Source organism: Psychrobacillus sp. OK028, assembly GCF_900103605.1.
Lineage (GTDB): Bacteria > Bacillota > Bacilli > Bacillales_A > Planococcaceae > Psychrobacillus.
In genome coordinates, this window is the sequence record NZ_FNHY01000006.1 from 1 (window position 1) to 14,275 (window position 14,275).

The window sequence follows — 14,275 nt, forward strand, 5'->3', positions numbered from 1 at the left end:
ACGATGAATACGAATCCGTCTTGTTTAGAAATGATTTCAGACCATGCTGCTGCACCTGATGCGTCTCCGCCTGCTTCACCTAAAAGTGGTAATTTGTAATCTGCGATATCGATAATTGTATAGTTTGCATCTCCACGTTTGTCTGCTAATTCTTTTACCCATGCCCCTACTTGTGGACTTACACGTCCCTCACGTGTTGAACCTAAAATAATACCTATATTTGATTTTGTCATTGTTTTTTCCTCCTCTTGTTGTTGTTCTTGTGATCCAAATAATTTATTTAAAAAGCCCATTTTTTTAATTTCACCTCCTTATAAGTACTCTTTTTCTATGTTGAGCGTGCTTCGTACTGTGTTGATTGGTCGCACGGATGCCTCAATTTGTTCACGTTTTCCTTCAAGGAATGGTGGTAACGATAAGATTTCTCCTACTGTTTCATAAGGCTCGTCTCCCATAAATCCTGGGCCATCAGTTGCCCACTCAAATAGAATTCCAGGTGCTACACGAGCGTATAAAGATTCAAAGAAGAATCGGTCTACATAGCCAGAAGTACCGAAACCAGACGCTTGCATATGGTCAATCCATTCATACAATACTTTCGTGTCTTCAACTCGGAATGCTGCATGGTGTACTGTTCCGAAGCCTTGGCGGCCAGCTGGGAGAATCGTGTTATGTTCTACAATTACTTGTGCACCATTTCCACCTTTTCCAACTTCAAATAGATGCAAGGAACCTTCATGTCCGATTTCACGCATTAACATTACTTTTTCCAATACTTCCTTAAAATAATCAAATTGTGCGATTCGAATATGAATTGGTCCTAAACCTGTAATCGCAAATTCCAATGGAACTGGACCATTTTGCCAAGGAGTTCCCGATTCAATACCCTCGTTTAACTCATCAGAAACTAACATATATTGTTGATCATCAAAGTCTACAAATGAAATAGTCTTCTTACCAAACACTTCTTTAATACCAGTGTTTTTTACTTCATACTTTTCGAAGCGTTTCACCCAGTAATCTAATGCCGCATCTGTCGGTACACGGAAAGCTGTTTTATAAATCTCATTCGTTCCATGTGTTCCTTTAGGAATGCCTGGGAAATCGAAGAACGTCATATCTGTACCAGCCGATCCTTTATCATCTGCGAAGAATAAGTGATACGTTTGAATATCATCCTGATTGACAGTTTTCTTAACTAGTCTCGTCCCTAATACAAATGTGAAAAACTCATAGTTTTTTTCTGCGCTACTTGTAATTGCTGTTACGTGATGTATACCTTTTAAGTGATTCATTGTGTTTCCTCCTAATTTTATGTTAATTTAATTATTCTTCATTTCGAGATAATCATTTAAAAAAATATTGCTATTCAATTTTTTTTATTAGTTGAACCATTTTGTTCAAATCGGCTTCTGTAAACCGACAAAATATTCCATCCATCATTTTCACATGTTGAGGATAAATCCGCTCCATAAGTGTCTTCCCAAGACTCGTCAGACTAGCATAAGTCACTCGACGATCTTCTGGACATGCTTTACGAATAACATACTTCTTTTGCTCAAGCTTATCTACCACATAAGTGATACTACTACTTGAAATAAGTACCTTTTTCCCAATTACTTGAATCGGCTGATCTCCTACTTGAAAGAGTAATTCTAATACAGCAAACTCTGTAGGATTCAATTCATATCTAGCTGCATCTTTTCTAATAATTTCTTGAATCGATTGGGAGGCACGAAGGATATCGGTAACAGCATTCAATTTTTCTGTGGCAAAATCCAATCATATCCCTCCTCTTAATACTTATAATTAATTTATCTTTAATTAAAGTATCTTTAATTCGAACTAAATATAACATGAAAGCATTATAGCTGTCAACAGTTTTGTAAATATCAATAATCAATAAATTTATCCCATCAAATCATCGAACTTGTCACACTCATGGGAAAGAGACTTCCTTCTATTGCAAAAGAAATTACCCCTGTCTCTTCTGAAACTACAAGTACTAACGCGTCACATCTTTCAGAGAGTCCTATCGCCGCACGGTGTCGAGTACCGAGTTTTTTCCCCCCTGACCCTATGCCAGATAAAGGGAGTACGTTTGCTGCAGAATATATTTTATCCCCTCTTATTAATACTGCTCCATCATGCAATGGATTTCCTGGATAGAAAATCGACTCTAATAACGATTGGGTTAATGTTGCACCAATAGACGTACCAGCTCGAATTAATAAGTCCACTTGATCCTTACGTTCAATAACTATTAATGCTCCATGTCTTTGGTGAGACAAATGCTGAATGCAAGTAGATATTTCCAAGTATTTATCGGTATAAGGCGCCAAATAATTATTAAGATAAAAGGTAGCAGCCATCGTTTCTACTTCTTCAAACTTATCTTTGAGGTCTTTAAGCTCCCCCAAAACACAATAACTATCATTGTTTAAAGTTTTTATTCCTTTATTTATATCAAATGATATATTTTCTAAGCTTTCCGTTAATTTCAACTTTAGTTGTGATAAATCAAAAACATTCTGAGACATAATCTAGATACCTCGTTTCAAAATTATAACGACAGCTTGCTGTGTATCTTTAATTTGACCCAAAATGTAGAAAATCATACATAGAACGACCACCTGTTGGTCTCGGTTATTTTAAACAAATATAGCCCCATTCCAATAGTAGAACGGGGCTAAAATAAGTTTATTTAACTCGATTGGCGAACAATATGATCTGCTAATCTTATAGCTAAAGCAACATTAGAAAGAACTGGTCCGGCTGCTGTTAACGTTGGAAGAACACTATTATCTGCTACATACAAACCTTGCACACCATGTATTTGACCGTGGCGATCTGTAGCTGAAGTATTTGGATCGTCACCCATTCTACAAGTGGAAGCCTCGTGCATATCACTTCCCGGTGGACGAAGAGTTAGAGTAGAAGTATCTAAAGTAACTCCCATAGCGGCAGCCGATTCGATAATTCCTTGCTTAACTTGTTCAGCCACTTGAAGGTCTCTGTCACTTAATGAATATTGAACTTGTTGTAAAGGTACACCGAACTCATCCTTTTCAGCTGGATCAATGTACACTCTGTTCTCAGCCCTAGGCTCAACCCTTCCAAATGCAGCGAATGCGATTATCAAAGTATCCTTTAGCTCTTTGTCCTCAAATTGCTGGTAAGAAAAATACTGGTCTGGACCTAAGATTTGAATTTGATATGGAGATTCCTTTGTTTCGAATTTCAAGATTGATAAATTTCCATTTTTATCGGAAAACTGATTTCTGCCTATTGTTCCAATTGCAATGATGGACACATGCCCAGTTAAGTAGCGTCCAATTGCAGGACCTTGAATTCCTGAATTAAGCAATATACGTGGTGTCTCTAGAGTACTCGCTGATAACACTACATTTTTAGCTCGAATAAAATGCGCTTTTTTATCTGGAGAAAATACTTCTACGCCAGCTGTTTTCCCATTTTCCAAAAATACTCGTGACACATTGGCGTTTATCGCAAGATCATATGGATGATCAAAAAGGGCGGCTGCAAGGGCATTGATTGAACTAAACCAGGGATTTGAGTGGACTTCTCCTTGACGAGAAGGTGTCATATCAAAAGCAACTGGCATATCATTCGCTTCGAGAATGCCCCCTGCATGAAGCTTCCTTAAAAGAATCTTTTGCATAGATGATCCTTCCGCATAATCGGTTGTCACATGCAATAATTTCTCAGCCATCCGATAATATACATTTAATTCCTGACGGTGAATAGGCCATTTATTAAGTTCTTCTCGAATTGGTCTGGGAGTCGCCGCATTCCAAAACAATGATCTGCCACCAAGTGCATATACCATTCTGGCACCTGAGAATTGCGGTAAACGTTCACCTACTACTGTTGAATTATCTGGAAGAAGCTGATCTCTTGCAGTATTAACATTCTGCGTTGGAATGTTTAAAGAATGGGAATGAAACAATTTATCACCCATTTCAAGTATTCCTATTTTTTTTGCTCCTTGACCTTTCCACAGTTCGCAGAGCCTTTGCAAGGTTGCTCCTCCACCTGGACCACTTCCTACAATAAGTACATCGTAATTTGTCCCTGACATCTCTTCAAGCGTTTTCGTTGGAATCCAATTATTTTTATATTTCACCAAAGTAGTAGTACACTCTCCTCTATCTTAACTATCTCTTTAAGATATGCACCCCTGTTTGATTTGTTCAAATACGAAAAGGTATAGCACCATTAAAGCGAAAAAGCTTTTTTGAATCGTTACTAGTGGATTCTAGACAGATTCACATACAGAATTACCATTGGTGCTTTTATGAATTGAATTGATTCTTTCCCTGTTTATTTACTCAGGTCAGAAATCTAAAAAAACACCCTCGCCATTCCTGGCAAGAGTGTTATATAAAGTGAAACTTCAATTAGGGGATTTCTTCCTCTCCTACTTACGCTTGTTGCTTGGGCAAACTTGAATGGAAGTCTTAATGCATGCAAGATGCACTAGGACCGATATTACCCTATGTAGTGCTAATTTCTGCGGGATAAAATATATAAGACTTTTAAAGTAAGTTGTCTTAATCATTTTCCGATTTAATATCTGGCATATTCTTCTACCGTCATCTGTAAAAAAGCAATGGCTGCAGGTGATAATGTGGCATTTTTCATATAGCTAATAACCACTATATTTTTAAATGTAGGATTCCCTAAAGTAAATAAATTTGCCTCTGTTATAATGTTATCTCGTTCTACCACACAACCTGGAATAATTGTTAGACCCAAACCGTTATTCGATAATCTAAATGCATTTTCAACGTTCTCTGTTTCGAGAATTATTTCTGGCTCTATATTATAATGGTCTAAAACTCGATCTACTAGTCTACGTAAACCAAGTCCAGGTTTTAGTAAGACAAAACGTTCATGCTGCAAAAACTTCGGACTAAAAGGGATATGCGTAGGTCCTTTATACTTTAACTCGTGTAGTCGATGCCCTTTCGGTACCAAAAGATACAGGTTCTCTTCATATAGCTTTACATAATCTAATTCAGGATTGGTAATAGGTAGCATATTTAAACAAATATCAATTTTGTTTTGTAATAGTAAGGACTCCATAATTGAAGCGGTTTCTTCAACTAGTTCTATTTCTAATCCTGGGTAAGCTTTTATAAATTTTGGTAGAAATTTATACAATGTATACGATGCTAATGTAGGATTAATCCCTATAGTAAGTCTTCCTTTTTTTAAATCTGAGATTGCTTCAAACTCATGCTTCATTTTCACATATTTCTCTTCTATTTCCTTCATATATGAAAGATATCGTTCGCCAGCATAAGTAAGTGTTAGTGGTGTCACATGACGATTAACAAGCTCAACACCAAGTTCTGACTCAATATTTTTAATATATTTACTTAAATAAGGTTGTGAAATATAAAGCGCTTTCGCAGCATGTGAAATATTCCCATACTCCAGAATAGTATCTAAATATAAGGCCGACATGTCTTTCATTTGACTCAAATCAGGTCGCTCCTTTACCTATAACTCTTAACACTTTCATTATAATCAATTTCTTTTGAAATATAACAGGATAAGGACTCAACAATAATTCTCCACCTGTTACTGGATAAAAAAATTGCCTCCTACGAAAGGAGACAATTCTAAAAATGCATATTAGATTACATACCACCAGTTACAGGAATTGATTCACCTGTAATAGCAGCAGCACCTTCAGAAGCTAAGAATACCGCAGTTTTACCGATTTCAGATGGTTCTAGTAAACGTTTGATCCATTGTTTACCTAAGATGTGATGAGCTACTGCTTCTTCTTCAGTAGTACCGTCTTTTTCTGCTAAAATCGGAATTTGTTTTTCGATTAACTCAGTGCGTACTGGACCTGGTTCGATACAGTTAACAGTAATACCGTTAGTAGCATTTTCTAAAGCTACCACTTTAGAGAAACCAGTTTGTCCTGCTTTAGCAGCACAGTAAGCTGATTTGTAAGCATCTGGAATACGACCGTGAGCAGAAACGATGTTGATGATACGACCGTAGTTTTGAGCTTGCATTGATTTTAAAGAGTGTTTTGTCATTAAGAATGTACCTTTTAAGATAACATCGTTTAATAGATCCCATTTTTCTACTGGGAAATCTTCTGTTTTACAGATAAATTGTAAACCAGCGTTGTTAACAACTACATCTACAGAACCGCGCTCAGCGATTACAGCGTCGATAGCAGTTTTAACTGAAGTTTCGTCAGCTACATTTACTTTGTAACCTTTAGCGTTTCCTAATTTTTCAGCAGAAGCGATAGCAGCCTCTTCATTTAAGTCAAAGATTGCTACGAAGTCACCATTTGCAATAAATTCTTGTGCGATTGCATAACCAATACCTTGCGCAGCACCAGTTATTAATACTGTACGATTTGTTTTCATAATTAAAAACCCTCCAACTTTTTTATTTTGATTGCTTTATTTATTTTTGTTCACTGGGGAGAGACTCTATACTTTCCCCCCAATGATTTTTATTAATAGAATGTAATTCCTATTATTAATGCTACGATTAGAGCAATAAAGATTGGCAATGTCATACTTATAAATGCATACTTAAATGAATTTTTATGAGTTAATCCTGCCAAAGCGAACAATGACAAGACCGCACCAGAATGTGGTAACCCAGTCAATACAGAGGATGCAATCGCAGAAATACGGTGCATCGCATCAGGATTCACACCCATATCCAAATATGTCTGTGCAAATGCTTCCATCGCAATTCCTAGACCACCTGAAGCTGAACCCGTAATTGCTCCAAGTACAGCCGAAGCAATCGTTAAACTAATTAATGGATTTCCAGGAATACCTAAGATAAAATCTGAAATTACCTTAAACCCTGGTGCCATTGTAATTACAACACCAAAAGCTACAGCTGCTGACGTAAAGAAAATAGGTGTGATTGACCCATTCGCACCTAAACTAAGTGCTGTTTTGTGCGAAGGAATGTAACGATGAAACAATACTGCCGCTGCCAAAATTGCTGCACCTAAGCCGATTAATACGATATTATCTACTTTCATCGCACTTCCTATAAATATGATGACGATTAATAGTAGAATTGGTAAGATACTTAAAAAGAATGAAGGAATTTGTTCTTTCAAAGCAAGTGACTCTTCTTTTTCCTCTGCATAAGGAGCAAAAGTATTTCCTTCCGCAATACTCTTTTTTAAAGCATATCGCATATATACAAGACCAACGATAATTGCTACTAGTGTTGCAACAAACCCCATTAATGGTGCGGCGGTTAGTGTGGTTCCTAAATATTTCGTTGGAACAACGTTTTGGATAGATGGTGTTCCTGGCATCATAGTCATTGTAAATGTACCAATCCCTATAAATACTGGGATAACGATTAAGTTCCATGCGATATTAAGCTCTTTAAATAACGGTTTCGCCAATGGAATAACAACAAACAATACGACAAACAAACTAATTCCGCCGTATGTTAAAATTGCACTAATTACTAAAACTGCAACCAATACAGAAAATGGTTTTTGCGTTCCTGTGATCGATAATACTTTTTGGGCAATAGATTGAGCTGCCCCACTTTTTTCAATATATTGAGCTAAAATTGCCCCTAATAAAAACACTGCAAAATAATTAATAATAAAACCTGCTAAACCTGTCATAAATGAACTTTCATTTCCTATTAATGAAGGAAAGAAATCCATACCATTTGTCACAATTACAACAATTGCTGCAAGTGGTGCTATGAAAACGATGCTATAACCCTTCATTGCTAGAATGACGATTAACGCAATCGCAATTACTATACCGATAGTACCCATTTTTAATTTCTCCTTTACCTGCTTTGTGACAATAATTCATCAATAATGTGGATATTTGATGTCTAAACACAAGACACATTATTGCACAATATATCTTTTGTGAAAAATAGTAGAAAGGTTATTATTTCTATAACTAAAATGTTATAGCACTATCAAAACGTTGGTGTACAAGACACTTTAATTATTAGATAAATAAGTCTTTAATCAAATTAAGCCTTTATACCTACCTTAACAATTGGTGTTTAATATTAGTTATGGTATTCATTTCTTCTGGTCAAACAAAGTTTCTGGATATTATAAAATTAATTTAGTAATTAAAACTAAGCACAAAAAAACACCCTTGCCATTCCTGGCAAGAGTGCTCTATAAACGTTGCTATAATAATCTTTTTAAGTAAGCCGCGTTTGCCGTACATTCATTAGAAAGTTTTAAACCACCACTCCTCAAATGTGGTGGAAAATGCCTTAAACCCTGTAATACTCACTGTTTTAACGGTGTTTTATAAGGTGTTTTTATATCGTTTATTAACGTTTTATTTTGATTTTAGCCCCAATTTAACCCCAATTAACCCCTTCCTAAAATGTTAATATTTCTGTATTTTTCAGTAAAAAACCGTTTAACTATATAAGCAACGGTCTTTTTCTCTCGCATATTTAATTATCGGAGGTATGATCTCTTTATTCCATTACCTTGAGCAAAAGGCTATTTACCTAAAAAAAGAAGACTTCCAAATGCTTAAAGAGAGACCCCTTGTGTCCAAAAAATAAGGCTAAAGATTATATAAAAAATGATTGCACTTATAAGAACAAAAGCTACTTGTAAACGAGTGAATGATTGTGATGTACTTTGCTGTTTCTTTTCTCCAACCATTTTTTCAACTTTAAGATTGATTGGAATGAAAAATAAGGAAAAGAATAAACCAGCAGATATTGATATACAAAAACTTTGAATTAAAACAGGTGCATTTAACTCAAAAAGCATATTTCCTGCCACGAAATAAGGTATCCCAATCCAATATCCAAATGTCAAGATTAATAAGGTTATTGCAATAATCAACAGCATAAAATTTTTCTTTAAAACATATGCGTATGCTTTACTATATAAACTCATAATCCATCCCACCCAACCATTATTGTTAAATCTGCCCAGTTAGTTCAATAAGAAAAAAAGGCTTTACTCCTTCTTGAAGTAAAGCACCTGTTAGTTTAAGTACATCGTTTCACAATCTTAATTAAACCAGCTTTTTGCCTATAATTAAATTAAACTTAGCTCTTTTACTCTTGAATTTATTATCCATTTTTTAGACAGTATGAATTAATGCTCTAGCCTGACTTAATCCTTCACTTACCATATTTACGAAATAATCTTTATTATCTGGATGGCAAGCAATTAGGTAAGGTTCATTGTTCATACCTGTAAAGTCATTTCCTTGAAAGTCAATTACAATTCCTCCAGCTTCCTTTACCATAAGTATTCCAGAATACAAGTCATCGCCTTCAGAGTTATAAAGGATAATTCCGTCTATATCACCTTTTGCAAGCATACACCATTGCAGGGTCGGAGCCCAGAGCCTCATCATCCTTTTACAATTCACATCGATATACTGTCGTAATTTTACAGCCTTTTCTTCATTCTGAACTCTATGACCCTGTATCCAAGCAATAGTAAATTTTTTAGGATTATCTCTCTTTTTAATTCTCAATTCTACATCATTACAGAATGAACCACCGTTTAAACTAGATATAAATAACCTATCTACCATAGGTTCATATATAACTCCTAGAATTGGCTCGTGTTTATATAAAAGTGTTATAGACGAGGAAAAAACCGGAAATCCAATTGCAAAATTATTAGTACCATCTAAGGGATCCACTTGCCATAACCATTCACTCTGTAATCCATTATCCCCTGCTTCTTCACTATGTATCTTATGATTTGGAAATGCACTAGTTAATACGTCCAATATTAAATCTTCTGCTAAATGATCAACTTCAGTAATTAAATCCCCATAATCATCTTTCTCATCCAAACTAGTAAAGTTATCGAAACGTTCTTTTGCAATATTCCCAGCATCAACTACTACCTTACTCGCTACGATCCTAGCTTTATTTAAAATATCCTCCATATGTGCCTGCTTTGTACATTCTACATTCATTAATTACACCCTTTACCCAGTTTTATAGTCAACAGAGGTTCTTTCCACTATTGACTAATTCGACAGGAGTGGTAAATAACCTTTTTCTTATTGAACTAAACTGCTTCGTTAGTTCACTAAGAAAAAGAGTTACCTACGGCAGCCCCATGAGTTTTTGCTAAAGCACCCGTTAGTTGAATAAGGATGTATTAACAAAGCGTTCCATTAGCTTGGTTTCTTCATTTAGTAATCGTGAAAGAAATAATAATTGAGGAAATGGCTGTAAGATTAAATTCATATCTATTTCTGTTTTTAGTATAGAAACTCCATCCAGCTTTTGATAATCACTTAAAGATATTTTCTTTTGGCAGATAAGTTGTACATTCTCTGGAGAAAGCAATAATAAACCTTTTGATTCGGAAGATGGAACTGGCAGAGTTAATGTATTAGATAGATACATTATTGTATAAGAAGATTCCTCATTGCCCTTAATTAGAATAGGTACAACAGGTTCATTTATATAAACTTTAGTAGGTTCTTCGTTCCACTCACTGAGGTAAAATGTTGTGTTTGGATTAAAGGTAGTAATTTCTACTTGAGCTTCTTCAAAAACTTCACGTTTAGCTGTATCCAACGCTGTTTCATTACCCTCTCTATGCCCTCCCAATCTAACCACTCCAAGTTTGTCTCCTTCTTTTGTTGGACCAACTTGAAATACAAATAATCCTTTATATAAAACATAAGCACCAGAAGTTCGTACATTTTTAGGAATTAACATAGTCAACCTCCTTGTTCACCATTTTATTCTTCAACTAACATACCCCTTTAGTTCAATAAGAAAAAAGCTTTACTCCTTCTTAAAGTAAAGCACCCCGTTACTTCAATAACTATAATTGAGAATCCCAATTTATAAAGATTCAATTCTCCGTTTTTCAGCCTCTATATAATCATAAACATTCAATATTTCTTTGTCATAGTCGTTTTCAATTTCAAAATACCTAACACCTACTTGTAAACATTTTGTTTTAAATTCTTTATGTTCCTTGATTAGTTCTTTTATCGTTCTTTCTTCGGGCCAATTACGGAGTTCAACAGCATTCCTATGTTTCACTATTTTTGTTTCGAAGTTTTCTTGAATATAATTCGTCGAAAAACCTAAGAATACTGGAATGATTTTTTCTGAGTAATTGATGTCAAAGCCCTTCATATAGTGAGGAAATATCTAGCATCCTTCAATAATGATATGTTGTTCATTCTCGATATTTGTCATAATAATCCCTTTTAATATTGGCCAGAGCTTATCTCCAATGAATTCGGTACTATCTAGTGGTGTAAATCCACAATTCTTATCTCCTCTGTACAAGCCCATTTTTAAATGGTCTATAGAGAGATAAGAAATATGATATTTTTCTAGTAACTTTTGAGCCATCAATGTTTTTCCAGTACCACTTACAGCGCTTATTAAAATAACCATATTTTACTCCTATCTGATTTATTTGTTAATTACACTAAACTGCGGCTTTAGTTCAACAAGAAAAAAGGCTTTACTCCTTCTTAAAGTAAAGCACCCGTTAATCAGTTGACTAATTTACTTGTTCCCCTTTTTGTATACATTAGCTAACTTCAAAGAATAAATAGCCAAGCATTGAACGGTTAACAAAATCCTGGTGCATTGAAAAATAAACAAAAGGAAAACAGTATAAACAGACTATCAGAATACCAATTACTATTTTTCTCATATTGTGACCTCTCTTTATATAGTTATAAACATGGAATACTTGGACAGTTCTGTTCTTCTAAAGCACCCGTTAGTTTAAGTGTAATAATTCACAATCTTAAGATTTATTTCTTCTATATGCATATCTTCTTTGGTTTTATTTATTACAGGAATGCTACCCCTTAGTTCAGGAAGAATTTTCAACTACTATCGAACTCGCATACATTTTTAGTTTACATAACAACAGAAATGTAATGATAATTGTTTCTAGATACCAATTGGAGAGTAGTTGTTTGTATAGGTGGCGATTTGCAAAACAATCTAAAATCGTTCTATGCAAAGATCTCAAATATGGGTCTTAGTCTAAGCCTCTTTATTAATTAAACATATCCTTTACTATACCCTAAAGGGAGGTAAATCCAATGCATTTTAAAGTTGGACATCAAATGTTTCCCGATTTTTCTAGATAAAAAAGAATAGCAGGATCCGGTGACGGTTCACGCCGTTCAAGGAACCTTTTTTATAATTCTGGTTTGAACGAGATAAGTGAATAGGCTACATTGATTTAAACAATTCTGATAGATGCTATGTAATACACAACGATAACAATTCATCCAGAAGAATATACATAAAAGGAAAGATCAGACGGACCCCCCCAGCTGACCTTTCACTTTTCTTTCAACCTTGGACTTCGATAGGAATAACACAAAAAAAAGTTAACTAGTAAGAACTAGTTAACTTTACGGTTCCACTCAATAGTCCATTGAAGAAATTAAAGTGACAGACTCTTCAAATAGCGGAAATCGTCTCGAAGTTTTTTAAAATAACAAGTCATTCCAAAAGGAGTTCCTATTCGAGCGGCGTTGGTTTCGCGAAGTCCTACGTTGGTTGCTCGTGCGGCGTTGGTTTCGTGAAGTTCGGCGTTGGTTGCTCGTGCGGCGTTGGTTTCGTGAAGTTCGGCGTTGGTTGCTCGTGCGGCGTTCGTTTCGTGAAGTTCGACGTACCCTGCTCGTGCATTGTTGTTTTCTCGAAGTACGACGTCTCTTGCTCGTGCATCGTTCGTTACTAATAGGATCTTGATGCATGAAGTGACCTAACCCTGAGTTGTTAGCCATTTCTACTGCATTCTGTATAAGTGACATATTCAAACCTCCTTTCATCTTTATTAGAGAAAGAAGGTAAATTCCTTTAAAGACTCAAACCCATGCCTCAGCACTATTCTTTCCCTATCGTAGTATATGAGGTTGTACTAAAGATGTTAGAGACAATTGCATAGTTTTTGAAAGTAAAATATTAACTCTATTTTTTTTATGGAATCTTACAATTTTGTTTTATATGAATAATTTAATAATGAAAGGAAAGAATTCGCGTGGATAACGGCATAATAATACCTGAATATCAGCTTTTTATTCATCCTTTAGATTTAAGTGAACTTCGGAAAGATATATGGTGTGACGATCCTATCTCTGCCAAACTAACGATCAACAAAAGAAAGTATGATATTGATATCGCCTATCGTGGCTCCCATATCCGGGATTTTCGAAAGAAGTCGTATCACATTTCGTTTAGTAAGCCAAGTACGTATAGAAATACCAAAGAAATTCATATCAATGCAGAATATAAAGATCCTTCTCTATTAAGAAATAAACTATCGCTCGATTTTTTCAATGAAATAGGGTGCTTATCGCCAAATTCCCAATTTGTAAATATGAAATTGAATGGGAGAAATGAGGGGCTATATTTGGAATTAGAATCAGTGGATGAGCATTTCCTTAAGAATCGACAACTACCGCAAGGACCAATATTCTATGCGGTTGATGGCGATGCAAACTTTTCGTTGATGAGTGACCTTGATAAACAAGTAAAGAAATCTCTTAAGGTTGGCTATGAACTAAAGTATGGGACAGAACAAGATGAATTTCATTTACAAAAAATGATTATTGAGATTAATACCCTTTCAAAAGCTGAATTTGAAAATGAAATTGTGAAATACATCCATGTTGATCAGTATCTCCGCTGGTTGGCTGGCATTGTTTTCACCCAAAATTTTGATGGTTTTGTTCATAATTACGCATTATATCAAAATAGCGAAACTAGACTATTCGAAATCATCCCGTGGGATTACGATGCAACATGGGGAAGGGATGTAAACGGGAAAGTGATGGAAGAAGACTATTTACGAATCGAAGGATTTAATACGCTTACCGCAAGAATTCTCGACGTAAAAACATTTCGACGTCAATACAAAAACTTGCTAGAAGTTATTTTAAACAACCAATTTAATGTAGACTATTTGAAACCGAAAATTCAAGGTATGCATGATTTAATAAGGCCTTATATTCAAAAAGATCCATATAAAAAAGACGATATCCATTTATTTGATAAGGAACCAGAATATATATTGGATTTTATTGAAGCACGGTCGAAATATATAAGAGGGAAATTAGATTCATTAGATTAAGTTGTTGCATAATCTTACAAAACCCTCTTTCCATGTGGTAAGTGGGTTGTTGTCGCTTGAATTAGCACACAATTATTTGTACTTTAAATATAGTAAAATCATTTAAGTGATGTTCTTCTTATGTGGTCTTTT

The 14,275-nt window shown here is 35.1% G+C and carries 15 protein-coding genes; 1 reads left to right on the forward strand and 14 read right to left on the reverse strand.

Translation table 11 applies throughout. The annotated features are described in order from the left end of the window. From BLR36_RS11115 to BLR36_RS19240, 14 genes are all read right to left on the reverse strand, one after another. Positions 1 to 293 (reverse strand): NADPH-dependent FMN reductase (locus BLR36_RS11115; protein WP_139185091.1); only part of this gene is annotated, 293 nt, incomplete at its 3' end. 18 nt (positions 294 to 311) lie between these two features. Then, entirely contained in the window at positions 312 to 1,295 is a 984-nt protein-coding gene (locus tag BLR36_RS11120) for a ring-cleaving dioxygenase (RefSeq protein WP_093061823.1), read from the reverse strand. A gap of 70 nt (positions 1,296 to 1,365) precedes the next feature. Then, positions 1,366 to 1,782, reverse strand: coding sequence for a MarR family winged helix-turn-helix transcriptional regulator (locus tag BLR36_RS11125; protein WP_093061824.1), 417 nt, complete (start codon positions 1,780 to 1,782; stop codon positions 1,366 to 1,368). A gap of 134 nt (positions 1,783 to 1,916) precedes the next feature. Further along, positions 1,917 to 2,540 carry a sporulation-specific diadenylate cyclase CdaS gene (cdaS, locus tag BLR36_RS11130; RefSeq protein WP_093061825.1) on the reverse strand — a complete coding sequence of 208 codons (624 nt, stop codon included), beginning with the start codon at positions 2,538 to 2,540 and terminating at the stop codon, positions 1,917 to 1,919. A 164-nt stretch (positions 2,541 to 2,704) separates the two neighbouring features. After that, the gene (locus BLR36_RS11135; protein WP_254771401.1) at positions 2,705 to 4,147 is read right to left on the reverse strand and encodes a GMC oxidoreductase; all 1,443 of its coding nucleotides are present in this window, start codon (positions 4,145 to 4,147) and stop codon (positions 2,705 to 2,707) included. Between the two features lie 443 nt (positions 4,148 to 4,590). Further along, positions 4,591 to 5,502, reverse strand: a complete 912-nt coding sequence (locus BLR36_RS11140; protein WP_093062036.1) for a LysR family transcriptional regulator — start codon at positions 5,500 to 5,502, stop codon at positions 4,591 to 4,593. 167 nt (positions 5,503 to 5,669) lie between these two features. Next, positions 5,670 to 6,425 (reverse strand): SDR family oxidoreductase, encoded by a 756-nt coding sequence (locus tag BLR36_RS11145; protein WP_254771386.1) that lies wholly within the window; start codon positions 6,423 to 6,425, stop codon positions 5,670 to 5,672. 92 nt (positions 6,426 to 6,517) lie between these two features. Beyond that, the gene (locus BLR36_RS11150; protein ID WP_093061828.1) at positions 6,518 to 7,831 is read right to left on the reverse strand and encodes a GntP family permease; all 1,314 of its coding nucleotides are present in this window, start codon (positions 7,829 to 7,831) and stop codon (positions 6,518 to 6,520) included. 735 nt (positions 7,832 to 8,566) lie between these two features. Beyond that, positions 8,567 to 8,941, reverse strand: a complete 375-nt coding sequence (locus BLR36_RS11155; RefSeq protein WP_093061829.1) for a hypothetical protein — start codon at positions 8,939 to 8,941, stop codon at positions 8,567 to 8,569. A 190-nt stretch (positions 8,942 to 9,131) separates the two neighbouring features. Then, complete coding sequence (locus BLR36_RS11160) at positions 9,132 to 9,986, reverse strand: inositol monophosphatase family protein (protein WP_254771387.1); 855 nt, start codon at positions 9,984 to 9,986, stop codon at positions 9,132 to 9,134. A gap of 169 nt (positions 9,987 to 10,155) precedes the next feature. Beyond that, positions 10,156 to 10,743, reverse strand: a complete 588-nt coding sequence (locus BLR36_RS11165; protein WP_093061830.1) for an NUDIX hydrolase — start codon at positions 10,741 to 10,743, stop codon at positions 10,156 to 10,158. A 129-nt stretch (positions 10,744 to 10,872) separates the two neighbouring features. After that, positions 10,873 to 11,172 carry a hypothetical protein gene (locus BLR36_RS19040; protein WP_254771388.1) on the reverse strand — a complete coding sequence of 100 codons (300 nt, stop codon included), beginning with the start codon at positions 11,170 to 11,172 and terminating at the stop codon, positions 10,873 to 10,875. A 15-nt stretch (positions 11,173 to 11,187) separates the two neighbouring features. Then, on the reverse strand, positions 11,188 to 11,439 hold the full coding sequence (locus tag BLR36_RS19045) for a P-loop nucleotide/nucleoside kinase family protein (protein ID WP_254771389.1): 252 nt from the start codon (positions 11,437 to 11,439) through the stop codon (positions 11,188 to 11,190). A 1,061-nt stretch (positions 11,440 to 12,500) separates the two neighbouring features. Next, positions 12,501 to 12,842, reverse strand: coding sequence for a CotG/ExsB N-terminal domain-containing protein (locus BLR36_RS19240; RefSeq protein WP_371326718.1), 342 nt, complete (start codon positions 12,840 to 12,842; stop codon positions 12,501 to 12,503). A gap of 209 nt (positions 12,843 to 13,051) precedes the next feature. On the opposite strand from BLR36_RS19240, the gene BLR36_RS11175 reads away from it, so the two are divergent. Next, positions 13,052 to 14,143, forward strand: coding sequence for a CotH kinase family protein (locus tag BLR36_RS11175; RefSeq protein WP_093061831.1), 1,092 nt, complete (start codon positions 13,052 to 13,054; stop codon positions 14,141 to 14,143). Positions 14,144 to 14,275 lie beyond the last annotated feature (132 nt).